Annotated in this window: 33 protein-coding genes and 2 tRNA genes; 11 read left to right on the top strand and 24 right to left on the bottom strand. The window is 70.3% G+C overall.

All coding sequences use genetic code 11. The features are described 5' to 3' along the window. Positions 1–39 precede the first annotated feature (39 nt). Both EIY87_RS17985 and EIY87_RS17990 read left to right on the top strand, forming a co-directional pair. Entirely contained in the window at positions 40–696 is a 657-nt protein-coding gene (locus EIY87_RS17985; RefSeq protein ID WP_125309365.1) for a DUF3566 domain-containing protein, read from the top strand. 49 nt (positions 697–745) lie between these two features. Further along, positions 746–819: transfer RNA gene (locus EIY87_RS17990), tRNA-Ile, on the top strand. Between the two features lie 69 nt (positions 820–888). On the opposite strand, the gene EIY87_RS17995 is transcribed toward EIY87_RS17990, so the two are convergent. From EIY87_RS17995 to EIY87_RS18085, 20 genes are all read right to left on the bottom strand, one after another. Beyond that, positions 889–2,076, bottom strand: a complete 1,188-nt coding sequence (locus EIY87_RS17995; protein WP_125309367.1) for a site-specific integrase — start codon at positions 2,074–2,076, stop codon at positions 889–891. Continuing rightward, complete coding sequence (locus tag EIY87_RS18000; RefSeq protein ID WP_125309369.1) at positions 2,060–2,293, bottom strand: helix-turn-helix domain-containing protein; 234 nt, start codon at positions 2,291–2,293, stop codon at positions 2,060–2,062. The genes EIY87_RS17995 and EIY87_RS18000 overlap by 17 nt, the downstream gene beginning before the upstream one ends. Positions 2,294–2,498: 205 nt before the next feature. Beyond that, complete coding sequence (locus tag EIY87_RS18005; RefSeq protein WP_125309371.1) at positions 2,499–3,218, bottom strand: hypothetical protein; 720 nt, start codon at positions 3,216–3,218, stop codon at positions 2,499–2,501. Between the two features lie 115 nt (positions 3,219–3,333). Further along, positions 3,334–4,386: an AAA family ATPase gene (locus EIY87_RS18010; protein WP_125309373.1), complete on the bottom strand. Its 1,053-nt coding sequence runs from the start codon at positions 4,384–4,386 to the stop codon at positions 3,334–3,336. Positions 4,387–4,428: 42 nt separating this feature from the next. After that, positions 4,429–5,376, bottom strand: coding sequence for a DNA cytosine methyltransferase (locus tag EIY87_RS18015; RefSeq protein ID WP_125309375.1), 948 nt, complete (start codon positions 5,374–5,376; stop codon positions 4,429–4,431). After that, positions 5,376–6,311, bottom strand: a complete 936-nt coding sequence (locus tag EIY87_RS18020) for a bifunctional DNA primase/polymerase (protein ID WP_125309377.1) — start codon at positions 6,309–6,311, stop codon at positions 5,376–5,378. Before EIY87_RS18020 ends, EIY87_RS18015 begins: the two co-directional genes overlap by 1 nt. 12 nt (positions 6,312–6,323) lie before the next feature. Next, positions 6,324–6,608 carry a hypothetical protein gene (locus EIY87_RS18025; RefSeq protein WP_125309379.1) on the bottom strand — a complete coding sequence of 95 codons (285 nt, stop codon included), beginning with the start codon at positions 6,606–6,608 and terminating at the stop codon, positions 6,324–6,326. After that, complete coding sequence (locus tag EIY87_RS18030; protein WP_125309381.1) at positions 6,605–7,072, bottom strand: NUDIX domain-containing protein; 468 nt, start codon at positions 7,070–7,072, stop codon at positions 6,605–6,607. The genes EIY87_RS18025 and EIY87_RS18030 overlap by 4 nt, the downstream gene beginning before the upstream one ends. A gap of 68 nt (positions 7,073–7,140) precedes the next feature. After that, entirely contained in the window at positions 7,141–8,196 is a 1,056-nt protein-coding gene (locus EIY87_RS18035) for a hypothetical protein (RefSeq protein WP_125309383.1), read from the bottom strand. Positions 8,197–8,198: 2 nt separating this feature from the next. Then, a complete protein-coding gene (locus EIY87_RS48060) occupies positions 8,199–8,366 on the bottom strand; it encodes a hypothetical protein (protein WP_191984139.1) in 168 nt (55 codons plus the stop codon). Positions 8,367–8,635: 269 nt separating this feature from the next. After that, positions 8,636–10,804, bottom strand: a complete 2,169-nt coding sequence (locus EIY87_RS18040) for an FtsK/SpoIIIE domain-containing protein (RefSeq protein ID WP_125309385.1) — start codon at positions 10,802–10,804, stop codon at positions 8,636–8,638. 18 nt (positions 10,805–10,822) lie between these two features. Then, positions 10,823–11,920 (bottom strand): hypothetical protein, encoded by a 1,098-nt coding sequence (locus tag EIY87_RS18045; protein ID WP_125309387.1) that lies wholly within the window; start codon positions 11,918–11,920, stop codon positions 10,823–10,825. Continuing rightward, positions 11,917–12,210 (bottom strand): hypothetical protein, encoded by a 294-nt coding sequence (locus tag EIY87_RS18050; protein ID WP_125309389.1) that lies wholly within the window; start codon positions 12,208–12,210, stop codon positions 11,917–11,919. Before EIY87_RS18050 ends, EIY87_RS18045 begins: the two co-directional genes overlap by 4 nt. Then, complete coding sequence (locus tag EIY87_RS18055) at positions 12,207–12,452, bottom strand: hypothetical protein (RefSeq protein ID WP_125309391.1); 246 nt, start codon at positions 12,450–12,452, stop codon at positions 12,207–12,209. The genes EIY87_RS18050 and EIY87_RS18055 overlap by 4 nt, the downstream gene beginning before the upstream one ends. After that, positions 12,449–12,715: a hypothetical protein gene (locus EIY87_RS18060; protein WP_125309393.1), complete on the bottom strand. Its 267-nt coding sequence runs from the start codon at positions 12,713–12,715 to the stop codon at positions 12,449–12,451. The genes EIY87_RS18055 and EIY87_RS18060 overlap by 4 nt, the downstream gene beginning before the upstream one ends. 103 nt (positions 12,716–12,818) lie before the next feature. Further along, positions 12,819–13,247 carry an RRQRL motif-containing zinc-binding protein gene (locus EIY87_RS18065; RefSeq protein WP_125309395.1) on the bottom strand — a complete coding sequence of 143 codons (429 nt, stop codon included), beginning with the start codon at positions 13,245–13,247 and terminating at the stop codon, positions 12,819–12,821. Next, entirely contained in the window at positions 13,244–13,510 is a 267-nt protein-coding gene (locus EIY87_RS18070) for a hypothetical protein (RefSeq protein ID WP_125309397.1), read from the bottom strand. The genes EIY87_RS18065 and EIY87_RS18070 overlap by 4 nt, the downstream gene beginning before the upstream one ends. A gap of 107 nt (positions 13,511–13,617) precedes the next feature. After that, positions 13,618–14,115 (bottom strand): hypothetical protein, encoded by a 498-nt coding sequence (locus tag EIY87_RS18075; RefSeq protein ID WP_125309399.1) that lies wholly within the window; start codon positions 14,113–14,115, stop codon positions 13,618–13,620. Continuing rightward, positions 14,115–14,408: a hypothetical protein gene (locus tag EIY87_RS18080; protein ID WP_125309401.1), complete on the bottom strand. Its 294-nt coding sequence runs from the start codon at positions 14,406–14,408 to the stop codon at positions 14,115–14,117. The genes EIY87_RS18075 and EIY87_RS18080 overlap by 1 nt, the downstream gene beginning before the upstream one ends. Positions 14,409–14,448: 40 nt before the next feature. Beyond that, positions 14,449–14,628, bottom strand: a complete 180-nt coding sequence (locus tag EIY87_RS18085; RefSeq protein ID WP_125309403.1) for a hypothetical protein — start codon at positions 14,626–14,628, stop codon at positions 14,449–14,451. Between the two features lie 217 nt (positions 14,629–14,845). Between EIY87_RS18085 and EIY87_RS18090 the strand changes: the two genes are divergently transcribed. Further along, positions 14,846–15,703 (top strand): AAA family ATPase, encoded by an 858-nt coding sequence (locus EIY87_RS18090; protein WP_191984140.1) that lies wholly within the window; start codon positions 14,846–14,848, stop codon positions 15,701–15,703. Beyond that, complete coding sequence (locus tag EIY87_RS18095) at positions 15,703–16,641, top strand: NAD(P)-dependent oxidoreductase (RefSeq protein WP_225439921.1); 939 nt, start codon at positions 15,703–15,705, stop codon at positions 16,639–16,641. Before EIY87_RS18090 ends, EIY87_RS18095 begins: the two co-directional genes overlap by 1 nt. Before the next feature lie 135 nt (positions 16,642–16,776). Here the strand turns inward: EIY87_RS18095 and EIY87_RS18100 are convergent, their stop codons facing one another. The 3 genes from EIY87_RS18100 to EIY87_RS18110 form a co-directional block, all read right to left on the bottom strand. After that, entirely contained in the window at positions 16,777–17,040 is a 264-nt protein-coding gene (locus EIY87_RS18100; protein WP_125309407.1) for a hypothetical protein, read from the bottom strand. Between the two features lie 628 nt (positions 17,041–17,668). Beyond that, positions 17,669–18,550, bottom strand: a complete 882-nt coding sequence (locus EIY87_RS18105; RefSeq protein ID WP_125309409.1) for an MmyB family transcriptional regulator — start codon at positions 18,548–18,550, stop codon at positions 17,669–17,671. Between the two features lie 15 nt (positions 18,551–18,565). After that, a complete protein-coding gene (locus EIY87_RS18110) occupies positions 18,566–19,363 on the bottom strand; it encodes an SDR family oxidoreductase (RefSeq protein WP_125309411.1) in 798 nt (265 codons plus the stop codon). 132 nt (positions 19,364–19,495) lie between these two features. Here EIY87_RS18110 and EIY87_RS18115 point away from each other — a divergent pair, with 132 nt between their 5' ends. The 7 genes from EIY87_RS18115 to EIY87_RS18145 all read left to right on the top strand — a co-directional run bounded on the left by EIY87_RS18115 (position 19,496) and on the right by EIY87_RS18145 (position 23,416). Further along, positions 19,496–20,104, top strand: a complete 609-nt coding sequence (locus EIY87_RS18115) for a VOC family protein (protein ID WP_125309413.1) — start codon at positions 19,496–19,498, stop codon at positions 20,102–20,104. A 277-nt stretch (positions 20,105–20,381) separates the two neighbouring features. Further along, positions 20,382–20,549 carry a DLW-39 family protein gene (locus tag EIY87_RS18120; RefSeq protein ID WP_086679331.1) on the top strand — a complete coding sequence of 56 codons (168 nt, stop codon included), beginning with the start codon at positions 20,382–20,384 and terminating at the stop codon, positions 20,547–20,549. A gap of 30 nt (positions 20,550–20,579) precedes the next feature. Then, a tRNA-Ala gene (locus EIY87_RS18125) sits at positions 20,580–20,652 on the top strand. Positions 20,653–20,760: 108 nt separating this feature from the next. Beyond that, positions 20,761–21,216, top strand: coding sequence for a VOC family protein (locus EIY87_RS18130; RefSeq protein WP_318531892.1), 456 nt, complete (start codon positions 20,761–20,763; stop codon positions 21,214–21,216). A gap of 13 nt (positions 21,217–21,229) precedes the next feature. Continuing rightward, a complete protein-coding gene (locus EIY87_RS18135) occupies positions 21,230–21,676 on the top strand; it encodes a nitroreductase family deazaflavin-dependent oxidoreductase (protein WP_125309415.1) in 447 nt (148 codons plus the stop codon). 64 nt (positions 21,677–21,740) lie between these two features. Then, positions 21,741–22,676, top strand: a complete 936-nt coding sequence (locus EIY87_RS18140) for an ATP-binding cassette domain-containing protein (RefSeq protein ID WP_125309417.1) — start codon at positions 21,741–21,743, stop codon at positions 22,674–22,676. Further along, positions 22,673–23,416 (top strand): ABC transporter permease, encoded by a 744-nt coding sequence (locus EIY87_RS18145; protein WP_125309419.1) that lies wholly within the window; start codon positions 22,673–22,675, stop codon positions 23,414–23,416. Before EIY87_RS18140 ends, EIY87_RS18145 begins: the two co-directional genes overlap by 4 nt. On the opposite strand, the gene EIY87_RS18150 is transcribed toward EIY87_RS18145, so the two are convergent. Further along, on the bottom strand, positions 23,400–26,516 hold the full coding sequence (locus tag EIY87_RS18150) for a BTAD domain-containing putative transcriptional regulator (protein WP_125309421.1): 3,117 nt from the start codon (positions 26,514–26,516) through the stop codon (positions 23,400–23,402). The two genes, EIY87_RS18145 and EIY87_RS18150, sit on opposite strands and share 17 nt — an antisense overlap. Positions 26,517–26,542: the final 26 nt, after the last annotated feature.

The following is a 26,542-nucleotide window of genomic DNA, read 5'->3' on the forward strand; positions in this document are numbered from 1 at the left end:
CGACGGCGGCCCCACGGCACGGGTAAGGACTGACTCTTCGTGACACCATCCGAGAATCCCGAGGCAGCGGGTTCGAACGGGACTCCGGCGAGCCCGCCCTGGCAGCGGGTCGACAAGGAAGGCGACTCCGAAGCGACGGTCAAGCTGGCCACGGAGCAGCCGGCCGGGGAGACCCAGCCGGTCTCCCCGGAGCAGCGCCCGGTGGTGACCGGAAGCGCCGCCCCCCGCCTCTTCGGCGGCGGCGACACCCCACCGGGCGGCGAGCAGGCGGTGCCGTCGGCGTCGGCCCAGCGAGCCCGCCCCAGCGCGCTCCGCCGCCCGGGCCGCGGCCCGCGCCGGGCCTCGCTGCAGGTGAAGCGGTTCGACCCGTGGTCGGTCCTGAAGCTGTCCCTGGTGCTCGGCGTGGCGATGTTCTTCGTCTGGCTGGTCGCGGTCGGCGTCCTGTACACGGTCCTCGACGGCATGGGCGTCTGGGACAAGCTGAACGGCACGTACTCGTCCCTGGTCGGCGGCGAAGGCGCGAACGCGTCGGCGGAACCCCTGATCAGCGCCGGCCGCGTCTTCGGCATCGCGGCCATCCTCGGCGCGATCAACATCGTCCTGGTGTCCGCGCTGGCCACGGTGAGCGCGTTCATCTACAACGTGTCCGCCGACCTGGCCGGCGGCCTCGAAGTCACGCTGTCGGAACGGGAGTGACCCGGTTGCAGGGCCCCTTCGGGGGTCCTGTAAAGTTCTCCTCGTTCAAGGGCCTATAGCTCAGGCGGTTAGAGCGCTTCGCTGATAACGAAGAGGTCCCAGGTTCAAGTCCTGGTAGGCCCACGCAGGTCAAAGGCCGGTTCGCATGTCGCGAACCGGCCTTTTGCATGACCTGGGTGACAAACAGGGTGACTAAGCGGCTGGATCCGGGAATAGCGTGTCCATCGCCGTCGCCCCGTTCTGGATCACCGGGCGCAGCTGGTGGCGGTAGACCAACTCGGTCACCTTCGTGTCGGAGTGGCCCACGAGTCGGGAGATCTCCTCGATGCTGAGGCCGCTGTCGGAGAGCAGGGACACGAAGCTGTGCCGCAGCTCACGCGGTGTCCAGTCCTTCGGTTCCAACCCGGCAAGCTTCAAGATGCGTCGGAAGCCGCGCCGGACGTTGGCGGCGTCGAGCTCGGTCCCGACGTCCGAGGCGAAGACGATGCCGAGCTCGTGCCACCGTTCGCCGGCCAACTCGCGTTGGCGCGCCTGCCTTCGCTCCTGGCGCGTCAGCGCCTCGATTGCCCGACCGGGGAGCGCGAGCGACCGGCGCGACTTCTTGGTCTTCGTGTCCCCGCCGGCGCGCACCGACCGCCACACGTTGACGTGCGGGGGAATCGGCGGACTCGCGTCCGGTTTCCCGACCTTGTCGACCTCCGACCAGGACAGTGGGCGGGCCTCTTCCGTCCGCGCCCCGGTCAGCAACGACACGACGGTGTAGTCGCCGTAGGTTGAGTCCTCCGCCTCAGCCGCGGCGAGTACCGCGACGGCCTGAGCGAGGGTCAACGACTTCGACCGCCGGCCATCACGACCGACCGGAAGTTCGTCGCACAGCAGCACCACGTTCCGGATTCCCTTGGTTCGCTTCGCTGCCCGGTTGATCGAGCGGCGAAGGACCGAACGGAGATCTTGAAGGGTGCGGGTGGCGAGTACTTCCGCCTTCTCGGCTAGCCAGGCGTCGACATCGTCGGCGCTCAGCTCGTTTTTCTGCTTCGGATCCAGAAGAACCCGTGCTCCGAGATCGGGAATGATGTGAGTTTCGGCGAGGATGGTCAGCTTCTCGACGGTCGAGGCGCTGCGACCGTTCAGGCCGTGTCGGAGCCAGTCGCGCACCGCCTTTTCCACCGTGAACCCGCCGACCGCTGTTGCCGTGCCTTCTTTCCTGCGCTCGACCAACCGGTCAAGGGCAGCCTTTGCCTCCGTCTTCGTTTTCCCGCTGGCCTTGCGCACGATCCGCTTGCCGTTGGGGCGGTAGCCGACCGTCAGCTCAGCAATCCACCGCTGCCGGGGTTCCGACCAGTAGAGCCCGCCATCTCCGCGACTACGCCGCGTGGCCATAGCCGGTCACCTCCGCTTCGCTGATGAGCATGTCCACGTACTGCTGGATGGCTTTCGCCGGAATGAGCCGCGCCCGGCCCTGCTTCACGGACCCAAGGCGACCGGCGCGCAATTGCTCGTAAATCACCGAACGGCTCATGGAAAGCAGCTGCTTGGCTTCCTCGACCGTGTACAGGTGCCGCGCGGGAACCGCGGCCGGCGTGATTGCGGTATCCATCGGGTGTGTCCCCTCGGGTCGTGCTGCTGCTGACGGGCGGGAGCGATGAACATCGGTGACTCCTTTCGGTGGGTGTCACAGCTGGTGTCACACCTGTTTGTGCTGGTCAAGGTGGGTTGAGTGACGGAGTGACAGGTGTGACACCTGCGGGGTGGTCGCTGGTGTCACACCCGGCCGGGGACGTGACAACGTGCAGGTCAGGCGGCTAGGCGAGGCCGCGGCGCTTCTGCTCGGCACGGATCGCGTCGTAGATCTGCGAGGGGGTGAGCGGATCGCGCAGGGCCGCGGCTAGGTCATCGGCGCTGGCGTTGCCGACGCCGGCGGCCTGGACACGGTCCTTTGCGGAGTTGTCACGCGGTTTTTCGATGCAGATGAGGTGCTGGGGTTCTCCGCTGTAGTCCACCGCCGCGGCGTGGTCTTCGTCGGTCAGGGCCTTGCGGTTGTCCTCCATCGTGAGGTGGACATTGGGGTTCGTGCGCGCCATTTCGCGCAGGGTGCGGCTCACTTCGTCGTGGTCGACGTCCCCAAGCATCTTGCGGAGGTCCACAAGACCGACCCATCCGCCTTCCTCTCGGGCCAGCTTGGCGACGGCGTCGCGGATGCGGTCCTGGGTGGAGCTGGCCGGGGTCGTCGGTTCGGGTTTGCTCGGCTGCGGTTCGCTGCGCTTGGACATCGGCTTCTCCGGTGCGGTCGGTTCGGGTGTGGTGGGCAGCTGGCCGGCGAACGTGCCGACGTCGGGCGGCGGTCCGCCGGTGACGGCGGTGTACTTCGCTTCGGCGGCGGCAATCCGGTCCGGGTCGCCGGCGGCGCGAGCGGCTTCCAGGCCGCGGCGGGCGCGGGAGCGGGCTTGGCGGGCGCGGGCGCCGGCGGCTCCGCAGCTGCGTCCGCTGCACCGGCGGCCACCTTCGGCGGCTGAGCGACACATCCGGTTCTCCTCTCGGGTGCGGTGAGCTGGGCTTTGTCACGTCCCCACCGAGTGGGCGGCGGCTCGCGGCGGTGACGGCGGGGTGTGACAGGTCCGAGGGGTGTCACACCCGCTGTCACTCCTGTTCGTGCTGGTCAGCGGTTTGGAGTGACAGCGGTGACAGGGGTGACAGGGCGGGGGTGGTGCTGCTGTCACCGCTCCCGCCGGGCGCGCTGTAGGTGCCGTCCACGGTGCGGGCGAGCTGGCCGGCGTCGCCCATGCGCTTGCAGGTCTGGCGGATGCTGCCCGGGTTGGCCCCGAGCGCTTCGGCGATCCGCGCGGGCTTGAGCGGCCCGTGCTCACGCAGCAACCGCAGGATGTCCGCGCGGGTGTCGCCGACCAGGTGATCGGCGGCGGGGCCGTCGAGCTTGGTCCAGGCGCCGGCGGTGGCGTCGAAGCTCATGGCGTAGTCGGCCTCTTCGACGTCCCGGCCGGTCACGTGCAGCACCCCGTCCGCCTGCCCACGGCCGCGCTCCAGCACCAGGGTGGCGTCCACAGCGCCGGTGATGCCCGCCGTGCCAGAAACGAGGTTCTGCCAGTCTTCGGCGCTCTGCTTGCGGACGTGGTGGATGAGCAGAAACGGGACGCTGTAGTGGTCGGCCAGCTGCTTGAACCGGCCGGCCGCGGCGTAGTCGGCGCTGTAGGCCGACGCGCCCGCGGCGTCGCTGCCGCGCATCTTCTCGAAGGTGTCGATGATGACCAGCCGCGCGTGCGGGTTCTCCTCCAGCCACTCGACCAGCACCGCGTCACCGCCGTTGGTCATGGTGGGGCAGGCGGTTTCGAGGGTGAGCAGCGGCGCGGCCCGGCCGCCGGCGGCGAGCATCTGCCGCCGCCGGCGCTGCAACCGCCGGCCGGTGTCCTCCAGCGCGCAGTACAGGACCGGGCCGCGCTCCACCTCGATCGACCCCAACACCGGGTCGCCGTTGGCGATCGCGGCACCGGTACCGAGGGAAAACCACGACTTGCCCAGCTTCGGCGCGCCGGCCAGCAGGTTCAGCCCTTCCGCGAGCAGACCGGGAACGGCCCACTTCGGCGGCGGGAACTCCTCTCGCATCAGCTCCGCATCGGTCCACCGGGTGCGGCGGGCGGGCGGTGTCGGCACGGCGGCCAGCGGCCGGGGCGTGGTCATGGTTCGGACCTCCAGGGACGTGACAACGTGCAGGTCAGGCGGTCAGGCCGCGGCGGGGACCGGAACGGCAGCGCGAGCGAGCAGCGGCGCGAGCACCGCGGCGGCCAGCGGCGGCGGCATCGCGTCGCCGATCTGCTGCTGTCGCGCTGTCACGTCCCCGCGCCACGGGTAGTCGGCCGGAAACCCTTGCAGCTGCCCGGCTTCGGCGAGGGTGAGCGGGCGGCGGGTGCCGTCCGGGTGCTCCCACTTGTTGCGTCCACATCGGCCGGTCACGGTGAACGCGGGCGCGGTCATCGGCCGCCGGCCGCGGCGCTTGGGGTCGCCGCCGGTGCCGTAGTTGGACACCAGCACCGCACCGCCCCACCCGAGCGCGTCCGCCATCGACACCGGCACCGGGGACGTGACACACGGCCGCTCGACCGGCCGCCCGTCGCGACGGGCCATCAGCACCGCGCGACGCCGGGTTTGCGGGACGCCGTAGTCCTCCGCGGCCAGCACCCCGCACCAGACCCGGTAGCCGAGCTGGGTCAGCAGCTCGGCAGCGTGCTCCCACAACGGCAGCCCCGCACGGACCTGCTCCAGCGCCACCCACCGCGGCGCCAGCGCCCGAACCCACCGCAGCGGCTCCGCCGTCAACGGCGAGCGGGGGTCCGCCCACGCCACCGCCGGCGGGACGTCGCCGGCGGCGAAGGCGGTCATCCGGTCGGCGATCGCCGGACGGTCCCCGAGGCCCTTGCGGGCACCGGCGACCGACAGCCCCGGGCACGGCGGGGACAACACCACCCCGTCCACCGGGCCGAACAGCCGGACGTCGACCGCGGCGACGTCGCCGCGCACCCGCTCGTGCCCGGCCGCCCGCGCGGTCGCACAGGCGTCGGCGTTCAGCTCGACCCCGCGCGCGCGACCGGAGAACCCGGCCATGCGCAGGCCCTGCGACCAGCCGCCCGGCCCGGCGAACCCCTCCACCACCTGCTCGTTCTCGGTGAACATCAGGCCACCTTTCGCGGTCGGTTGGCGCCGGCGCGCAGGCCGGACGTGATCGTGGTTTCCGCCTCGCGGGCGGTGAACTGCCGCGTCCCGATGTGGCGCCCGGCCGCGGTCATCAGCGCCGCACGAACCTCCTCTTCGGTGAGCGCGTTCCCGGCCACCAGCTGTCCGAGCGCGAGCGCGGCGGCGTAGAGGGTGGCGTTGCGGTTCTGTGTGGCGTCGGCGACCTTCCCGGCTTCGGCCCGTACCGCGGCGTCGAGGTAGCGGGAGCGCCGGTCACCGGCGGGCCGGATCGGCAGGACCGGCGCGGCCGGCAGCGGGGCGGGGGTGAGCCGCTCGACCAACCAGCCGGGCAGCGGGGCCACCGGCCCGTCCCAGAGGAACGCGTACCGGCCGGCGGCGGTGAGCGTGCCGGGGCCGACGACGTAGCCGCCGCCGGCGCGGGTGTCGACCTTCCAGCCCAGGCCGTTGCCGTCCTCGCCGCGGGTGTTCCGCAGTGTCACGTCCCCCGGCACCCGGTAGTACAGGTGCAGCCCACCCGAGGGGGTCCGGACGGTGAGGGTGTCCCCGGGCAGTTCCTGCCCGGCCTCGTCGGCGACGACGGCGAGCACGTCCTCTCCGGACCGGGCGCCGGCCGCGGCCCACCGCGCGGGGATCTCCTCGCCTGCCTTGAGCGTGTCGAGGTCCAGCACGCACAGCCCGGACGGGCCGGTCGCGATGCCGATCCCGTACGGGGCGTGCGTCCACGCGGCCCGGATCTTGGCCGGGTCGGTGGTGGCGCGCTGCTCCCAGGTGCGGTGTCCGCCGGCGCACCGGCCGGTGCCGGGGCACCGGTCCTCGGGGTGGCCGGCGGGGCGCTTGCTGCCGGGGCGGAGCGGGAAGACGTGCCACCCGCGGGCGGCGGCGGCGAGTGCGGCGTCCAAAGTGGTCGGTTCCATCGCAGGCTCCTTTCAGTACAGCGACGTGGTGATGGGCAGGGCACCTGGTGTGCCGGCGGGAACGGGCGCATACGTCACGTCCCCGTCCGGGATGCCGGGAACCGGGTTGAGCACCCAGCCGACTTCGAGGTCTGCCGGTGTCTGCGCGTTCAGGTCGCGTAGGGCTTCCGGGTCGTCGAGGTAGGCGGCGTGCTCGCGCAGCAGCGTCAGGGCCTGCTCCCGTGTGCACGGCCCAACCACGTGGTAGTTGGCGTCCTCGTCGACGAAGACGGTCAGCGACCGCGCGCCGGCGCTCATCGGGGCACCTCCAGGTTGAGGCGGTTCAGGGCACTGACGGCGTCGGCGAGGATGTTCGCGTGGTCGAAGGCGACGGAGCCGCGGTTGCGCAGCAGCCACGGCACCGACACCCACGCGGCGTGGGCGGCGTCGTCGCCGGCGGTGGGCATGACCGGGGCGGGCAGGACGGTGTAGAACGCGACGTTCACGTAACGGCCCCGCGGATCACGCTCGGGGTGGTCGTAGATCCCCAGCACCCGCAGGTCGGACAGTCGGAGCCCGGTTTCCTCGGTCAGCTCGCGGGCGGCGGCGGCCCGGAACGTCTCGCCCGGGTCGACGTGCCCGCCGGGGAAAGCCCAGCAGCCGCGGAACGGCTCCCAGCGGCGCTGGATCATCAGGATGTGCCAGATGGTGCGGCGGCGGACGAACACGAGTGCGTCCGCGGTCAAGCGGACCACTTCGGGCGTGTCGTGGGTGGATTCCATCGCAAGGTGTCCTTTCGGGACGGTCGCGGGAGGTGTCGCGTCCCCGCGGTGATCAGGGGAAAGGCGGGTCACTGGTCGGCGGTGTCGTGGATGGTGCCGCCGAAGACGAACCCGACCTGCGTGCGCACCTGGTCGTCTCCGGTGGTGGTGTTGGTGTTCGTCCGCTCGCCTGCCTGGCGGCGGGCCTTGGTGCGGGCGTGGGCCGCGGCCTGCTGCGCGCGGCGGACCGCGTCGCTGACGTCGGCCGGTGCGGCGCCGGCGTCCCGGTGGTCGGCGCCGGCGGCGTCGCCGTAGACCACGCCGTGCTGTTCGCCGACGTGCGCGCCGGGCGCGGCGTAGTTGACGTTGGTGAACGTCGCACCGCCGGGCAGGGTGTGGTGGGTGACCTGCGCGGTGTCACGTCCCCCGGGGCCACCGCTCGCGTCGTCGGCGACGTACGTGAACTGGCGGCCGTTCCCGCCGTGGACGAAACGCGGGTCCTCCCCGAACGTCTCGACCCAGCGACCCCCACCCTGCTCGGATGCCGGTGCGGGAGCGTCGAGGCCGCGGGCGCGTCGCGACGCCGCGACGTCTCCGGCCGTGGTCGTCCACTCCGGTCCCAACTCGACCGAGTCGCCGGCCGCGGTCGAGCCGCTGACGCTGTTGACCTGGTCGGTGTGGGACTCGGGGCCGGCGACCGGGATGGGGGTACTGCCGTGGTTGTGGAAGACGTTGTCTCCGATGCGGTAGCTCTGGCCGGGCTGCACGAAGAACCCGCCGTTCGCTGTCGTGTCCCCCTCGTGGCCACGGGTTTCGCCGTGCCCCGCCGTGTCGGCGGCGTCGGGGTCGGCGCTGTCGGGCATGGTGTCGTCGGTCATGGCGGTGTCCTCTCCGGTGTCGCGTCCCCGCTGCGGGGCGGCGGCGGGGGTGTGCGGGTGCGCTGCACGGGTCTGCTCCAGGCGGTTTTCCGCGGTGGCGAGCCGGGTTTCCGCGGCGGTGACGGCGTCCGGGTCGCCGGCGGTGTGCGCCTGGTCGAGGCGCCCGCGGGCACGCTCGACGGCCTTGCGGGCGGTGCCCAGCGCGCGGGTGCGGTGCCGGCTGCTGCCGGAGCAGCGGCGCCCGCCGTCCGAAGTGGAGCGGCACATCGCTACTTGCCCCCGTTCTTCTGCACCGCCAGGCAGTCCGGGCAGGTCTTGACGAAAACGGGGAACCACAACGACTTGGCGTTGTCGGACGGGAGGATGAGCCCGCAGAGGGTCTTGACGTCGCCGGACCACCAGGACTTCTTGCCGATGTGCGCGTACTGGGTAGCCATGTCGACCCCTTCCGATCGGTGACTGTGTGTGCCTGTTTTTGGGTAGGAGGTGCCGACGCGAGCACCCTGAGGCGGTGTCGCGTGGCGGTGAGATCGGTGAGTTAGGCCGCGGATTTCGGGTTAGGTTCCTAACCCGATGGGTTAGAGACCTGGTCAAGCCGCTGGCCTGCGGTTAGTGAGGTGAGTTAGGTGGGTTAGCCCGTCGCCGGCGGCCGGGTTTCCGGCCGGATTCCGGGGTGTGAGCGGGCCGGCGGGCGAGCTAACCCGGGCTAGCTTTCGTCGTCGAGGTCAGCGGTCGCCTGCCCGGCCAGGGCCTTACGGATCGTGACCGGGTCGACCGGGTAGCGGTTCTGCGAGCTGGGCACCTTCACCCCGACCGCGGCGAGATCGGCGCACAGCTGCTTGCCGGTCAGGCCGCTGTAGTCGGTCGCGAGCGCGATGAGCAGCGGCGCAGCCTTCGCGGCCGGCACCGGCTCGTCCCCGAGGACCTCGGAGAGATCTTCCAGGAGGTTCCGCGGCGCCGGCGGCGCCTCCAGCTCGCCGTTTGCCCTGGTGGACCAGGGGACGCGACCGCGCTTGGCGATCGCGGCCAACCCTCGTTCGATGATCGGGGTGACCTGGTCGTGGTCCTTGGAGACGTCCAGGAAGTACACCTGCACGATCTCCGAGCGCTCCCCGGAGAAGCCCTTGACCACCGCGGTTCCCTTGTCGGTGCCCGGAATCAGCTCCGTTGCGCGGTGCCCGGCCGCGTAGGCGCCCTGCCCGAGCAGCGCGTCGTTGGCGACGTGGTCCCCGACGGCGAACGCGATACCGTTGGAGCAGTTGCGTGTCACGTCCCTGGGCATGCTGTCCTTGGTCGGCGCCTGCGTCGAAACGATCAGGTGGATGGCGCGCTTGCGGCCCAGGCGGACGATGTCCACCAGCAGCTGGCCGATGTCCTCGCCGTACTTCTTGTGCTGGATCGCCACGTGCGCCTCCTCCAGCAGGCAGAAGATCGGGTGCAGCCCGACGTTCTTCGACGCCAACTCCCGGGTCACCGCGGGAATCTCGTTCTTGACCAGCAGGTCACCGCGGCGCTGGACCTCCGCGTGCAGTTCTTGCAGGTCGGCGAGGATCTGCGCGATCTTGTCGTCTTCGGCGCCCATCACGTAGCGGGAGCAGCGCGGCGCGAACACCTCGAAGTCGAAGTTCGCGTCCGGCACCCAAATCCGCAGCTCCGCGGTCGGGTCCAGGGCGGCGCCGGCCATGATGACCCGGGCCGCGGACGACTTGCCCTGACCGGGCATACCCCCGCAGATGGTGTTGCGCTCCAGCAGCGGCGCCATCATCGGCTCCCCACGCAACGTCCGTCCGAACGGGACACCCTTGAACACGTCCACCGTGCCGTCTTCCAGCAGCGGGTAGTCCCCGGCGCCTTCGGCGAGCGCGCCCTTGTCGGCCACCCACAGGTCCAGGATCCCTGCTTCGCTGCCGGTGGTCGGCCAGACCTCTTTGGACAGCCGGTGCAACCCGGTGGCCAAGTCGGCGCGGCGGCGGGCGACCTTTTCCGCGGTCACCCCGGCCGGGAGCCGCACGACGGCGTGCGTGCCGCGGCCGTCCCGGCGCGCCGGGGTGAGGTACTGCATCGGCAACCCTTCCTTGAGGTAGTTGGTGATCTGCGGAATCCGAAGCGCGCCAAGGGCTTGCGCGATGGTCGTCTCGTCGATCGCGACATCGGAGTCCTGTGTGGACGTCGCCAGCCAGCCCGGGACCTTGCCGCGCTGGCGGCCTTCGCGCCACGCGGCGAGCACCACCCCGACGCTGACCACGTAGGGGGCGACCAGCGCCAACGGGGTCCAGGCCCACGCGATGGCGGTGAAGATGAACCGCAGCGCGTCCATCACCGCGCCCACGACGCGGGTGAACTCGCCGGCGCCGGACAGCTGCACGAGCAGCCCGATCAGCAGCACGATCACCACCAGCGCGGCCAGGCCGATCACCCCGGCCTTGACCAGCCCGACCAGCAGTTTCGGCAGGTCCATCAGCCGGCGGTGCCGGGCCTCCTGCACCCGGGCCTTGCGCTCCAGCCAGTCCGCCACGAGGGTCTGGTCGCCCATCGCTTCGGCGGCCTTGATCTGCCGGCGGTAGACGCCCATCGTGCTCGCGTCCCACGCCCGGCCGCGCCACGAGTCCAGCCCCTGAATCACGGTCAGGCCGTGGTTGAGCACAGTTTTGGTCTTCTGGTGCGTCGCGGCCTTCTTGGCTGCGGTGGCGGCCAGCACGACGTCACGGCGGTACCCCTCGTAGCGGGCGAGCGCGCGGGCTTTCTGGGAGGTGAGGCGCTGGTACTCCTCCTCGGAGATGATCTCGCCTTCGATCGCCTCGCCCTGCTCGGTGGCGACGGGCAGGTGGTGGACGGTGGCCAGCTCGCCGGCGGCCGGGTTCGTCTCGGTGCTCATGGTCGTGTCCCTCTCGGCTCAGGCGCGGTTGGCGTGTTCGTCGCGCAGCTGGCGGGCGTACTTCGGCGCGCAGCGCAGCGTCTTGCGGATCGACTCCGCCGACTTCGGGTTGATCGCCACATCGGGGTTGTCCAGGGCCGCGGTGAACGCGGCGCGCAGGTCCTCGATCGACCGCACCTTGGGCGCGCGCGGCGGCCGGGGCTTGCGGGTCGATTTCGGCTGGTCGTCCGGCCGATCGAGGGTCAGCACCGGGGAATCGACGATCGGGCCGTCCTCGGGGCGGGTGGCCTGCTCGTGGGCGGTGAAGAACGCGGCGATCTCCTCGTCGAGGACGTCCGCGGCGTGCCGGTCCGGGTCGACCACCGCGGCCAGGCGGCGACCGTCGAGGGTGTAGCGGCCCGGGGTGAACACCAGCCGCGCCGTCCCGTCCGGGGCCAGCTCCGCGACCGCGTGCCGCACGGCGGCGGCCTGGACCCTGGCGACCTTGCGCAGCGTCTTGCGTTCGATCCTCGCCGCGGCCCGCTCCCCCGCCGATCGGGGCGGGGACGCCACCGCGAGCTGGTGAGCGATGACGCCGGCGACGGACACGATGCCCATCACCACCGCCGCGTCGGCGCCCCGGTGCCAGCCGTGCAGGACGTTGAGGGCGAACCCGACGCCGGCGAACACCCATACTCCGAGCTGCAACGCCCACACCGGCCGGTCGGGGTGGCGGTGGCGGGTGATCTCGACCGCGAACGCGAACGCCCACATGCCCAGCTCCGACAGCGCGGGCAGCGCGGTGCCGGTCACGTCCCCGTAGACCTGCGCGCCGTAGCCGGCCATCGCCGGCACCGCCATACCCGCCGACACCAGCGCGAGCAGGTAGATCGGCAGCCGCACCCGGTTCGTCGACAACCACCCCGCGAGGTTCGCGAGGAAGGCGGCGCGGCGTGCCCGGCGGGCCTCGCGCTGCTTGTCGGCCAGCTTCACCGCCGCCGCGGTGTCGGTGCGGCGCTGCTCGGCGCGGGCGGCCTGCTCGCGCAGCTTCCGTTCGGTCGCGGCGGCGGCGTCCTGGCGGCGCTGCTCCGCGGTGGCCGCGTGGTTCGCGCGGCGCTCTTCGGCCCACGTGCTCATCGGGTCACCTCCCGGTTCTCACGGCTGGTCGTCTCGTCGTCGGCGGCGGCCGGGGCCGGCAGCTGCTTGCGGTCGGTGGCGCCGGCCCGCAACCGGGTCTGCTCGCGGTGGTCGCGCACCTCGTGCACCGCCCACCCCGCGGCCACGACCACCGACACCAGGGCGAACCACGGGGTGAACACCACTGCCAGCACCAGCGGTCCGAGGACGCCGGCCAGCTCACCGAAGTGCCACACCGCCCACTCCATGACCAGCTCCAGGCGGGTTCGCTGCTCGCGCTGCACGTTCATCGGGGCACCTCCTGCCCGGTGGGGAAGTTGAGAGGGAAGAACTGGTTCACCGGCCGCCGCGGCGGGCGCGCGGCCTGCCGGGTGGCGGCCTGGTCGAGGCGGACCAGCACGCCGGCCAGGATCCGTTCGGCGATCACCAGCGGGATCCGCAGCAGGTGCAGGACCAGGAACAGGCACACGGTGCCGGCAAACCGGATCAGGGCGAGAGTTCCGCGCTGCTGCAACACCTCGAACGTGCTCACGTGCGCTCACCCCGCTTCGGCACGTTGGTGATCGCGGCCCAGTCCTCGCCGTCTGCCGGCGACGCGCCGTTGTTCATCCGCGCCCCGAGGGCCGTCGCCGCGGCCAACGCGAGCGTCGCGTGAACCTGAGCCAAGCCGATCCTCTCCATGCGGTGCTCGTGGGAGAGCGTGACGTTGCCGTCGTTTTCGACCTGGTTGATCAGGAAGTTCGCGGTTGCGTAGTGCTCGGGACCGGTCTGGGGCTGGTAGCGGTGGCGAGTCATCGGTTCTCCCTCTTGGCTTTGGCTTCGGCTTCGCGGCGGGCGCGTTCGGCTGCTTCGGCCTGGCGCTGCATCTCGGTGTGCCAGGCACCGGAGTCGTTGGTGGTCACGCGGCCACCTCCGCCCGGTCGGCCTGCTCGCCCTCGAAGCAGGTCCAGCACTGGCGGGTGCTGGTCGGCACGCAGTAGTCCTGCACTTCGGTGCAGTCCACGCAGGTGCGGCGGGCTTCCATCGCGTGGTCCAGCTGCCCCGGCACCGGCGGGCGCTTGGCCGCGGCCCGCTCGACGGAGAACAGCTCCGCCACGGTTTCCCGGGCGTAGGGCTTGACGTGCCGGAACACCAGCAGCGCCACCGGGTCCTGACCGTTCGGGCGCAACCCGACCTCCCGCAGCTGCGAGCGGGTGAGCAGCGTCGAGGGGGCCTCGCCCCAGCCGAACACCGGCAGCCCGTCCCGCTCGCCGCGGCACAGCGCCACGTGGTGCGTGCGGCCGTCGAACACCGTGGTCACCACCTGCCGGCGGCGACGCGGGTTCACCGGGCACCTTCGGTGATGCCGTCCAGCTCGGCGGCGGCCAGCAACCGCAGCTGCGCGGCGACGTCGAGGTACACCCGGGCACGGTCCCGCTTGGCCGCCACCGGCACCGTGTCGTTGGCCAGCAGGAACGCGGCGTTCGACATCAGCGACAGGCCGAGTTCGTGCAGGCGGCCGGAGATCTCGCGGGAGATCAAGCGGTTCAGCTCGGCCGGGGTGTAGGTGAAGGTCGCGGCCTCGCGGGCCGGGGCGGTGGTGTCTACCATCTGGGTTTCCTCCGTGCGGTTTTGTGACTGGGCGGTGGAACCCGGCGCGGTCGGCGCGTTCTTGGCGGAGTGGGCCGCCGCGTCGGGGTGGAAGATCAGGCGAGCGGTCATCGGCGACCACCGGCCCGCAGGGCAAGCCACGTGGTGGTGAGCGAGGCCAGCACGCCGATCGCGCGGTGCGCGGCCTGGTCCAGCTCGGTCAGCGCGGTCCCCGGCCCCGCGGCGTCGATGACGCCGTCGCGGCGCTGGACCGTCGCGTGCTCGACGTAGCCCTGCTTCCCGGCCAGCCGCGCCATCGCCTTGAGCGGTTCCCGGCGGTCGATCACGTAGTGCGTGACCGCGTTGACCGCGGCACCCGCGGCCAGCGCCCGCAGCGGCACCCGGAACCCGAGCACCCGCGTCACCGCGACCGCGGCGCCCACCTGCCCGGCGGTGTAGCTGGCGACGTGGCGGGCGCAGTGCTTGGCGCCCTCGCGGCCCGGCGTGCCCTTGCCCGCGGCGTCCTCGCTGGACTGCAACCACTGGTCGCACAGCGGGTGAATGTCGGCGAACGTGGCCTGCAACGCGGCGAACAGCGCGAGCCCGCGGACGGTCCGGGCGGCCATCAGGCGGCCTCGTCGTCGAACGAGCGGACCAGCTGCACCCGGGTGGGCAGCGCCCGCAGGGCCTCGCGGCCGGCGCGGCGACGTGCCCGGCTCACCCGGCGCTGGTCGTTGAAGTCGTACCGGTAGGCAGCCTGCGCGGCGAACTCGTCCGCGGCGAGCTCGCCGTAGACCTCCTGCAACATCGCGTCGATCGCGGCTTCGGTCAGCCCGTCCGGGTAGACCGCCTCGCCGGCGAACTCGTCGGCGACCGACACGGTGGCGTCGATGCGGCGGCGGTAGACGTTGGTGTCCATTGCGAAGTCCCTTCGAAGAAACGTGCTGGTCAGTGGGGTGTCAGAACGAGCGGAAGAACGTGGTCAGGCTGTGCACGACGTGGCGGACGTGCCCGGCCGCCTCCAGCGGCGACGACACGACGAACACCAGCACCGCGACCACCAGGACCGTGCCGGCGACCTTCCGACCGAACCCCGAACCGGTCTTCAAGACCGGGAACCCCTGCTGCTTCCGTGTCATCGCTGTCTCCCTTGTGCGGTGGCGAACCTTGCGGTTCAGCCGGAGTGATCCGGACCACCAAGAAGCTAACAGTTGAATGGTAAGCAGGTCAACTGTTAGGCGTGAGATTGGTCAAAAGTGGGCCATGACCTGCGGGAACATGGCGACCAACTGATAGGTTCTGATACGGTGACCGTTCAGTTGAACCGATGGGCAACCCGCCCGGCGAGGAGTACGCATGTCGCGCCCAAGGTCGCCTGTGGCCAGGTCTGAGCCGCTAGCGCAGCAGATCGCCCGGAACGTTGAGAACGACATCGAAGCGGGCCGCCTTCGACATGGGCAGCGACTGCCGTCGTCTCGTGACCTGGCGCAAGAGTGGAACGTGAGCGTCTTCACGATCAACGAAGCGATGGACCTGCTCGCGAAAAAGGGGTTGGTGGTGAGCAAGCCGAGAGCTGCTCGAACGGTGAACGCCCCGGATCAGGAGGTCCGCGGGGAGGTTCGTCCCGTGGCTCCGCAGGTCGTCATGATCGGCGGCTACGCCGGCAGCGGGAAGACGGAACTCGGTCGTATCCTCGCGCGCGAGACCGGTTGGCCGATGCTCGATAAGGACACGCTAACTCGGTTCGTGGTCGAGGCTGCCCTTGAAATGCAAGGGCTCTCGCGAAACGATCGTGAATCGGAAACGTATCTGACGAAGATCCGGCCTGCTGAGTACGACTCGTTGCTTGAAGCGATGGCGGAGAACCTGCAATGCGGGAACAATGCGATCGTCACGGCGCCATTTATTCGCGAATTCGCAGACGAAAGCTGGATTCGGCAACGAGAGTTGTTGTGCCGTAATCTCGGTGCTCAGCTGACGATCGTTTGGGTTTACTGTGATGCGGACACAATGCATACCTATGTGCGGCATCGCAATGCGCCACGTGACGCCACGAAGCTTGCCGACTGGGAAACTTACATGAGCGGTGTCAACGTCGAGTTCCGCCCCCCGGTTCAGCATGTTGTTATTGACAATTCTGTTTCCGGTGGCGTCATGGCTGTTCAGGCGCGGCAGCTTATTGATCAGCTTGCATTGAACGGCAAAGGGAAGTAATGACCGCTGCGGTTAAGATTCTTGTTAGTGATGAGACGGACGACGTCGTGGGGCGCGACATCCTGGGTGGCCTTCCAGGTGTCGAGGTTCTGACATATGACCCCAATGTCGCTGAGCTGACGTCGCGACAGTCTGACGCTGCTGTTTTGCTGCCGCCGTACCGCAGCAGTCACCGGCCCATTCCTCTGCTCGCGCAGCTCGGGTCCCTGCGGATGGTGCAGCTCTTGTCCGCAGGGGCAGACGAGTGGTCGGCTGACGTACCAGGCGCGATTATGCTCGCGACCGCGCGGGGTGCGCACGCCGGCCCTGTCGCTGAATGGGTCCTGTCGGCCGTGCTCACGCAGTTTCGTCAGTGGCCTGCGCTTGTCCGATTTCAGGACAAAGGCGTGTGGGCGCATCGCCAATTTGAGGCGGACACGTTGGCGGGCAAAAAAGCGCTCATTGTCGGTGCGGGCGCAATCGGCGGCGAGGTTGCGCGACGTCTCGACGTGTTTGGAATGGAGTCCACGCTCGTCGCTTCACGTGCCCGAGATGGTGTTTTCGGGGCGGACGCGTTGCCAGAAATCGTTTCGGGTCACGCCATTGTGGTGATCACCGCTCCTTTGACGGAGGGGACTCGGGGCATGGTCGGTCCGCAATTTCTGAAGCTCATGGACGATAACGCTCTGCTGGTCAATGCTGGCCGCGGCCAGATCGTCGACACTGACGCCCTGCTCGCCGAGTTGGCGTCGGGACGCTTGCGTGCGGCGCTCGACGTAACCGACCCGGAACCCCTCCCGGCCGATCATCCTCTGTGGGCACAGCGTGGCGCTGTGATCAGTCCTCACTCTGCTCGGACCGTCCCTGGAACCAACCGGCTGTGCTACGAGGTGGCGGCGCGGCAGATCGCTGCGTTCTTGAGGGGTGAGCGGCCGTCCAACGCCGTGCAGCACGGCTGAGCCGCTATGCGGCCTCCCGCTGGCCATCTCGAAGTCGGCGGCCTTACCGGAGAGGTGCCGACGTCGGAGCTCAGGCGCGAAACTGGCTGGTTCTGAGCGGTGCCGGATGACACGAAAGCGGCTGGAACAGGGGGGCTACTCGGTCGATTCGTCGGGTTCGTCGCCCGGCGCGGGAAGTCGTTCGAGGACCTGGCCAACGAGCTGAGTCAGCGAACGAAGTTGAAGGTCCAGCGAGTCGAACCGCCCCGTGTGCTCCTGCTGAGTGCGCTGCACGGTCCGCAGGTCTTCGCGCAACTCCTTGACGTCGTCATCGATGCGGAGCGCGAGCCATCGCGTTTCGGCGTGCTCGACGGCGAGCTTGCGCACCTTACGGCTGAGGTTCTCGTCGTCGGACGGCATGGTAGGCACTCTACCGACGTCCGACGCGCTCGGTCACGGTTGACGCGGCGAGGGCCAGCGAAGCGGCGAGTCCGCCCGTTCCGTCGACTACAGCCGAGCTCAGGCCCCGGAACAGGCCGAATTACGCGCCCTGAGATCGCCGTACGCCGGCGCGCGCGGCCGGGCTGGTGTGGCTGGACCTGCAAACCGGCTCGCGGGCTCTCAGACGGCCGGTTCGCCGGCTCGATTGGTGAGTCGATCGGGAGGTGTGACACTGCTGGGGTGTCGAGGGTGTCACACCTGTCACTCTGTCACTCAACCCTGTCTGACCTGCGTGTTTAGGTGTGACAGGAGAGTGACACCTTCGGTGACAACTCTTTTCCCACTCTAATTCTATGTCTCTGCAGTCACGGGAAGAGGCAAAGAGGCTGAACCAGGAGGCGCCCCCCTGGTTCAGCCTCTTTCGCCAAGCGAGTGTCAAAGTGAGTGACAATCTGGGCGGCGAACCGTGGACGCCTGCGGACGTTCGTGGACTGTGGTCGTGCTGGTCACGGCGGTCCGGGCAAGGTCAAAACTAGCTGAATTTGCCCTGATAACGAAGAGGTCCCAGGTTCAAGTCCTGGTAGGCCCACGCAAAACCAAGCCCGGTTCACCTTCCTGGTGAACCGGGCTTCGTGTTTTCCGCCTGACTGGCCGCCCACGACGCCAACAGGGCCAGCCCGTCCGCGGCCGCCGTGCCGGCCGGCGCGGTGTAGACGTTCAGGAGCAGGCCAGGCTCGGCGGGTAGCTCCATCGTCTCGACGTCCAGATCGAGCCGTCCCACCACCGGGTGGTGCAGCCGCTTGTGCCCGGACCGGTGGAGCCGGACGTCCTGCGACGCCCACCGCTGCCGGAACAGTTCACTGCGCGTCGACAATTCGCCGACCAGGGCGATCAGCCCCTCGTCGTGCGGGTTGCGGCCGGCTTCCATGCGCAGCTTCGCGGCCACGTCGCGGGCGATTCGGTCGTAGTCGACGAAGAACGTGCTCGCCGTTTCGGGAGCCAGGTACACGAAGCGCGCGGTGTTCGCCGGCCGGCGCGGGTCGGCCAGGACCGGTGAATACAGCGCGCGGGCGAGGTGGTTCGCGGCCAGCACGTCGTAACGGCCGTTGCAGATCCACGCCGGCGCTTCGGTGATCGCGTCGAGCACCTGCTGAAGTGCCGGACGCACCGTCGCGGCGGGACGCCGGCGGCGTGGCGCCCTCGACTGCCGCGCGAGGTGGAACAGGTGGTCGCGCTCGGCTTCGTCGAGGTGCAACGCGGCGGCCAACGCGTCGAGCACCTCGTCGGAGGTGCCGGCGAGGCCGCCGCGCTCCATGCGCACGTAGTAGTCGACCGACACCCCGGCCAGCAGGGCTACCTCTTCGCGACGCAGGCCCTTGACCCGGCGGTTGCCGCCGTACGCGGGCAGTCCGGCCTGCTCGGGCGTGATCCGCGCGCGGCGGGAACTCAGGAATTCCTTGATCTCGGTGCGCGGATCGATCGTGGCCACCTCGTCACCGTAGGCCTAGGTACCGGTCGCGGTCGTGGCGATGCCGCCGTCTACCGGGATGACGGTGCCGGTGAGGTAGGACCCGGCCCGGCCGGCGAGGAAAACGGCGACGCCCGCCATGTCGTCGTCGCGGCCGAGCCGGCGCAGCGGGGCCTTCGCCGCGATCCGGTCACCGACGGCGTCGAGCGTGGCCGCCATCATGCGCGACGGGAACGGTCCGGGAGCCACCGCGTTCACCGTGACGTGCTGGGGGCCGAGTTCCCTGGCGAGCACCCGGGTGAGCTGGTGGAGCGCCGCTTTGCTGCCGGCGTAGGAATAGTTGGGCGACTCGGCGACGTGGATGGCGGCGATGCTGCCGATGTTGATGATCCGCGCGGGGTCCTCGGCGGTGCCCGCCCGGCGAAGTGCCGGGAGCAGCGCCTGCGTCAGCCAGAACGGCGCCTTGAGGTTGAGGTCGAGCACGGTGTCCCAGGCCTCGTCCGGGAACGTCTCCAGCGGCTCGCGCCACATCGCTCCCGCGTTGTTGACGAGGATATCCAGGCCTTCGGCCGTGACGAGATCGGCGAGGCGCCGGCATTCGTCGTGCCGGGACAGGTCGGCGGGGATCGCTTGCACGTCACCGAATTCGGACAACAGCTGCTGCGCCTCCGCGCACGCGTCCGCGTCGCGGGAGCTGATGACGACGCGCGCGCCGGCCTGCAGCAGGCCGCGCGCGATCATCAGCCCGATGCCCTTGGTGCCGCCGGTGACGAGTGCGTGCTTCCCGCTCAACTCGAAAAGGCCTGCGTGGGTGGTGAACTGGTTTTCCGACATTCGAGCACCGTGACAGGCGAGGTGGACGGCGGGGAGATCCTGGTGATCAAGGTACTGCGAGGGCCACCCTCGCTGTTCGCGTCAGCAAATAGCTCGGTGTCGTTTCGGCTGTTCCGGGCTTAGCTTCGGGCAATGGCGAACGAACTGACCATTCCGCTCCTGCCGTGCCCTTCCATCGACGAGATCGCGCAGTTCTACGAGATGCTCGGCTTCGAGACCACCTACCGGCAGACGCGGCCGAACCCGCACGTCGCGGTGCGCCGGGAAGACCTCAACCTGCACTTCTTCGGGATGGACGGCTACGACCCGGCGCAGTCGTACAGCACGTGCCTGGTCATCGTGACGGACACCGGCGAGCTGTTCGAGGCCTTCGCGGCGGGAATGCGGTCCGTGCACGGAAAACTGCTCGTCTCCGGCATCCCGCGCATGACCCGGCCGCGGCTGCGCAACGACCGGTACACCGGGTTCACCGTCGTCGACCCGGGCGGCAACTGGATCCGGATCAACGGGGCCGCCCAGGAACCCGAGGCGCGGACCAAGCTCGCGAAAGCCATGGAGAACGCCGCGAGGCAGGCGGACGCGCGCGGTGACGAACGCCAAGGGCTGAAGATCCTGGAAGGCGCGCTGAAGCGGGCGACCGGCGACGAACCGGAGTTCCAGGCGGCGCGGGAGTACCGCGACGAGCTTGTCGAGCGGGTGAACAGGTCAGCCCTGCCGGGAAGAGAAGACCGGCAGGGCTGAGCAGTCACGGCCGATGCGCGCCACGGTCGCCTCTCGGCGATGAGGCTCATCGCGGCTCCAGCCGAACGGTATTCCGCGAAGGCAGTGGTTGAGGCCCGGGGGACACGGTGGGCGCACCGACCAGTGGGTACAACAGGACACCCGGGTCCGGTATTTCCGCCGGCGCGTGACGTCGATCACCGGTGGTTCCACGTGGAACCACCGGCACCCGACATCGGTGCGCGGGCGGTGCAGTAACATCACGGGGTAAGGGAAGCAAGCTGAGAAGGGGGCTTCGGTGAAGAAGCTGCTGGCACTCGCGGTCATCGCGGGCGGCGTCCTGTTCGTCGTGAAGCGCAACAAGGCGGCCAAGGCGGAAGCCGACCTCTGGCGTGAGGCGACCGCGCCGGTCCCCTCGAACAACGGCACCACCCCGGCCAAGCCGGCGGGCGCTTCCCACAACTGAGTTTCCGCGGGCGGCGCGCCGCCCGCGTCCGGGGCTGTAGCTCAATTGGTAGAGCACCGCCTTTGCAAGGCGGGGGTCAGGGGTTCGATTCCCCTCAGCTCCACATCCACGACGAAGGCCAGGTCCGAAGACCTGGCCTTCGTCGTACCCGAAGGTGTCGAAAACCCGAAGCCGGCTCCGTCCCCGGAGTACGAGCGGCCACGGAGGCCGCGTGACACGGGAGGCAATCATGGCGATCCACCGGCTGGACCACACGGGTTTCGTGGTCGAGGACCTCGCGGCCGCCGTCGGGTTCTTCGTCGAACTCGGCATGGAACTCGAAGGCGAGACCACCGTCTCGGGTGACTGGGCCGACCGGCTCATCGGGCTCGACGGCGTCAAAACGGACATCGCCTTCCTGCGCACCCCGGACGGCCACAGCCGGATCGAGGTGTCGACCTTCCACTCGCCGACGTCGACCGTCCCGGCCCCGTGGGCGCCCGCGAACGTGCCCGGCATCCCGCGCATCACCTTCGTCATCGACGACCTCGACGACGTCCTCGCCCGCCTGCGCGGCCACGGCGGTGAACTCGTCGGCGAAGTGGCGCGGTACCAGGACTACTGCCGGTACGCCTACGTCCGCGGCCCCGCGGGCGTCATCGTCGGGCTCGTCGAAGAACTCAGCTGAAGGGAACGCTGCCATGGCCGTAGCCGATGACCTCGATCGCGCCACCGACTCCGCGTGGGATTGGGTTGCCGAGCAGACCCGCACGTACCTGGCCTCCGGAGGAAGCGAAGGGCACGAATCGAACGGGGTGCGCACGCTCATCCTCGCCACGACCGGTCGCCGGACCGGAACTCCGCGGCGCACCTGCCTGATCTACGGCACCTCGGGAGACGACTTCGTCGTCGTCGCCTCGAAGGGCGGCGCCGACGAGGATCCGGCTTGGCTCAAGAACCTGCAGGCGAACCCGAGCGTGGGCGTCCAAGCCGGTACCCGCCGGTTCACCGCCCACGCGCGGGTCGCGTCCCCGGCCGAGCGCGAGACGCTGTGGCCGATGATGGCGGGCATCTTCCCGCTGTACGACGAATACGCGCGGAAGACCGAGCGCGTGATCCCGATCGTGCTGCTCACGCCGCAGGACTGACGTGACAGCGCCCGTGTCAGGGTGAGGTCAGGTCGGTGTCAGGCCGGCCGAACACAGTGCTCCCATGACAGAAATGGCGATCACGGCTTCCGGGCTACGGAAGGCCTACCAGGACAAAGTCGTGCTCGACGGCATCGACTTGCAGGTCCCCGCGGGGACGATCTTCTCCCTCCTCGGCCCGAACGGCGCCGGGAAGACCACGATGGTGAACGTCCTGACCACGCTGCTCAAGGCCGACGGCGGCACGGTCAGCGTCGCCGGGCACGACATCGCGGCCGAGACCAAGAAGGTGCGGGCCGCGATCGGGGTCACCGGGCAGTTCGCGGCCGTCGACGAGCTGCTCACCGGCGAAGAGAACCTCCAGCTCATGGTCGATCTCAGCGGCGTCAAGGACGGCAAGCGCGTCGTCGCGGACCTGCTCGAGCGCTTCGAACTCACGGAGTCGGCGGGCAAGCCGGCGTCGACGTACTCCGGGGGCATGCGGCGGAAGCTCGATCTGGCGATGACGCTCGTCGGCAACCCGCGGATCATCTTCCTCGACGAGCCGACGACGGGCCTGGACCCGCGCAGCCGGCGGACGATGTGGACGATCATCCGGGGACTCGTCGCCGACGGTGTCACGATCTTCCTCACCACGCAGTACCTCGAGGAAGCCGACCAGCTCGCCGACCGGATCGCGGTGCTCGACCAGGGGCGGTTCGTCGCGCAGGGGACCGCCGACGAGCTCAAGCGGCGGCTGCCCGGTACCCACGTCCGGCTCCGGTTCGCCACCGCCGCCGAGCTCGACGCCGCCGCGCGCGTGCTCACCGACGGCACCCGCGACGACGAAGCGCTGGTGCTTCGCGTTCCCGGTGACGGCAGCTCGAAATCGTTGCGCGCCCTGCTCGACCGGCTCGACGAATACGCGCTGAGCGCCGAAGAGTTTTCCGTTCACACCCCCGATCTCGACGACGTCTTCCTCGCCCTCACCGGCCACGCCACGGAGGTTGTTTCCCGATGAGCACCCACGCCACGGTCATGCTCCGCCGCAATTTCAAGCACATCGCCCGGAACCCGACGTCGGTCTTCAACGCCGTCCTGATGCCGATCGTGATCATGCTGATGTTCGTCTACATGCTCGGAGACGCATTCGACGTCGGCGTCCATTACGTCGACTACGCCACGCCGGGCCTGATGCTGCTGGCCATCTGCTACGGCCTCGGTGCCACGGCGACGTCGGTGAACTCCGACATGACGAAGGGAATCATCAACCGCTTCAAGGTCATGGACGTCTCGCGTGGCGCGGTGCTCACCGGGCACGTCGTCGCGAGCGTGCTCACCAACCTGATCGCCATCGCGGCCCTCGTCGGCGTGGCTTTCCTGCTCGGGTTCAGCCCGTCGGCGAGTTTCCTCGATTGGCTCGGCGTGGTCGGCGTGATCGTGCTGCTCGGTTTCGCGGCCGGCTGGTTCACGGTCGCGCTGGGGCTGGCCGCGAAAACGCCGGAAACGGCCGGGATGGCCGCCGTCCCGCTGGTCATGCTGCCGTTCTTCAGCAGCGCGATCGTGCCCGCCGACAAAATGGGTCCCGGGCTCCGGGAATTCGCCGAATACCAGCCGTTCACGCCGATCATCGAAACCGTGCGCGGGCTGCTGACCGGCACGCCGTCCACCGGCTACGCGATCGCCGCGGTTGCCTGGTGCGTCGGGATCGCCGTGATCGGTTACGTCTGGGCGCGCGCGAAGTTCACGAAGCGAGCGTGACGCCGGCCAGCTCGTCCCAGCTCGCCGCCGTCCCCTCCCGCGTCGCCTCGGTGAACCCCTCGTCACCGAGGCGACGCCGGGTTTCCGCTTCGATCCGGGCCACGTCCGGGTGGGAGCGGCCCGGCAGCCCGCGCAGGGCCGCGCTCGCCGCGAGCAGGCGGGCGGCCTGCGCGGGCTCTTCGCCGCGCAGTGCGAGGTCCGCGATCCCCACGATGACCTGCGCGATCATCAGCGGGTGGCCGGTCTCGGACGCCGCCGCGAACGCCGCGGCCCGGTGTTCGCGGGACTCGCCGATGTCCGTGGCCAGGTAGCCGAGCAGGTCTTCGGTCACCGCGCGGACGGTCGGCAACCCGGCGTCGTCGCCCAGCATCGTGGTCGCCACTTCGAGCTGGTGGCGAGCCTGCTCGACGTCACCGCGCCACCGCGCCAGCTCCGCCTTCGACAGCGCCAGCTCGGCCAGCGCGTTCGGCCAGGCGACCCGTTCCGCCGCTCGCTGCGCGGCGGCCAGCGCGGTCGCGCTCGCGTCTTCGTCGCCGAGCAGCCAGTACAGCTGGGCCTGCCGCATCCGCATCCGCACGACGTCCTCGACGGCCCCGACCTCGGTGACCACCACGACGGCTTCCTCGTAGTGCGCGCACGCGGCGGCGAACTCGCCGCGCATGGCCATCCGGTCGGCCAGCTCGGTCAGCGCGAACGACATGCCCCAGCGTTCGCCGATCGCGCGGAACTCGGCGAGCGCCGTCTCGAGGTGCTCGTCAGCCGCACGATCGCCGTGGCCGAACTGGATCCGCATCTTGCCGAGCTGCAGCCGGGCCACCGCGCGGGCCCACGGGTCCTCGTCGGCGAGCAGCGGCTCGAACGCGGTCAGCGCCGCGTCCGGCCCGTGCAGCAGGCGTTCCAGCGCGGGGGCGAACCGCAGCTCCAGGTCGCCGTCCGGGTGCCGCAGGCTGATTTCGTAGGCCTTCCGGATCCAGTCGACCGCCTGGGATTCGTCGCTCTGCTGCCCGGACGTCACGAACTGGACGACGAACGAATAGACGACGCCGCGCAGGACGTCCGGCACCTCGCCGGGCACCGCCGTGGCCGCCAGGACCAGCTCGTTGCCCTCCGCCCGGTGCCCGCCGAGCCACCAGTACCAGGCGGCGCCGGCGGCCAGGCGCATCGCGGCTTCGGCTTCGGCCGCCGCGAGCGCGCCGCGCATCGCCGCCGCGATGTTCTCGTGCTCGGTTTCGAGCCTGGCCAGCCAGTCCAGCTGTTCGGCGCCGCGCAGGTGCGGCTTCGCGGTCTCGGCGAGGTCGGTGAAGTACGCCAGGTGCGCGTGCCGCGCCTGCGTCGTTTCCCCCGCCTCCGCGAGCCGCTGTTCGGCGTACTCCTTGATCGTGCCGAGCATCCGGTACCGCTGCGCGCCGTCGCGCTCGCCGGCCACCACCAGCGACTTCTCGGTCAGCGCGGTCAGCAGCTCGAGGACTTCCCACTCCTCGACGGCGTCGCCGCCGCAGACCCGCTCGGCCGCTTCCAGGCTCGCCCCGCCGGCGAACACCGAGAGCCGGCGCAGCACGACGCGCTCGGCGTCGGTCAGCAGTTCCCAGCTCCAGTCGATGACCGCGCGCAGCGTCCGGTGCCGGGGCAGCGCGGTGCGGCTGCCGCCGGTCAGCAGGCGGAAGCGGTCGTCGAGCCGGTGGGCGAGCTGGTCGAGGGACATGGTGCGCAGCCGCGCCGCGGCGAGTTCGATCGCCAGCGGCATCCCGTCGAGCGCCCGGCAGACGCGGGCCAGCGTCGGCAGCGCGGCGTCGTCGGTCGCCAGCTCCTTGCGCACCGCGCCGGCCCGGTCTCGCAGCAGCCGGACGGCCGGGGCGGCTTCGATCTCGGCGGGGTCGGCGTCCGGCGGGGGCAGGACCAGCGGCGCGAGCTGCCACAGCGCCTCGCCGGTGATGCCGAGCGGCTCCCGGCTCGTGGCGAGGATCCGCAGCCGGCGGCACTCCCCGAGGACCCGGTGGGCGAACGCCGCCGCGGACTCGATGACGTGCTCGCAGTTGTCCAGCACCAGCAGCATCGACCGCTCGCGCAGCGCCGCGATGACCCGGTCCGTCGGTTCCGCGTCCGGTGCCTCGCCGAGCAGCGCGTCCCGCAGCTTGAGCGCGCCGAGCGTGGCTTGCGCGACGTCGCCGTCCGCGCCGATGCCCGCCAGCTCCACCACCCAGGCGCCGTCCGGCAGGTCGGTCAGCAGCTGCCGCGCGGTTTCCGTGGCCAGCCGGGTCTTCCCGGACCCGCCCGGGCCGATCACGGTGGTCAGCCGGTGCTCGGCGATCAGCTCGCCGACCGCGGTGACGTCGGCGTCCTTGCCGACGTAGCTGGTGAGCTCGGCCCGCAGGTTGGTCTTCCGGTCCGCCTCCGGCCGCACCAGCTCGCCCCGCAGCAGCGCGACGTGCAGTGCCGAGAGCTCCGGTGAGGGGTCGACGCCGAGCGAATCGGCGAGCGCGTCCTTCGTGCGCTGGTACACGAGCAGCGCCTCGGTGTCGCGGCCGCTCGCGACGAGGGCCCGCATCAACGCGGCCACCAGCCGTTCACGCAGGGGGTTCGCGGCGACCAGATCGGTCAGCTCGGTGACGACCTGCGCGCCGTGGCCGAGGTTGAGCTCCGCGTCGAAGTACTCCTCCATGGCCGTCAGGCGCAGGGCTTCGAGACGGGTCACCGCAGCCTCGAGCGCGGCGCTTTCCGGCAGGTCGACGTCCTGCAGAGCCGGACCGCGCCACAGCTCGAGCGCTTCCCGCAGCCGGTTCGGATCGGCGGCGAGGCGTTCGAACCGCACGGCGTCGACGTCGTCGGGACCGATCAGCAGCCGGTAGCCGGTCGGCTGGCCGTCGACGGAGCCCTCGGGCAGCGCTTTCCGGAGCCGGGAAACCAGGCGTTGCAACGCGTTCGCGGCGTCGGCGGGCGGGTGCTCGCCCCAGATCCAGTCGACCAGCGTGGCCTTCGGGACGACGTGCCCCGGGTCGAGCGCGAGGGCGGCCAGCAGGCCGCGCAACCGGGCACCCGGCACGTCGGACGGCACGCCGTCGTCCGCGCGGACCTCGAATGGACCCAGCATCCCGATCTGCACCAGGCAGATCTTGCCACGGGCGGCGG

The sequence above is a fragment of the Amycolatopsis eburnea genome, from assembly GCF_003937945.1.
Lineage (GTDB): Bacteria > Actinomycetota > Actinomycetes > Mycobacteriales > Pseudonocardiaceae > Amycolatopsis > Amycolatopsis eburnea.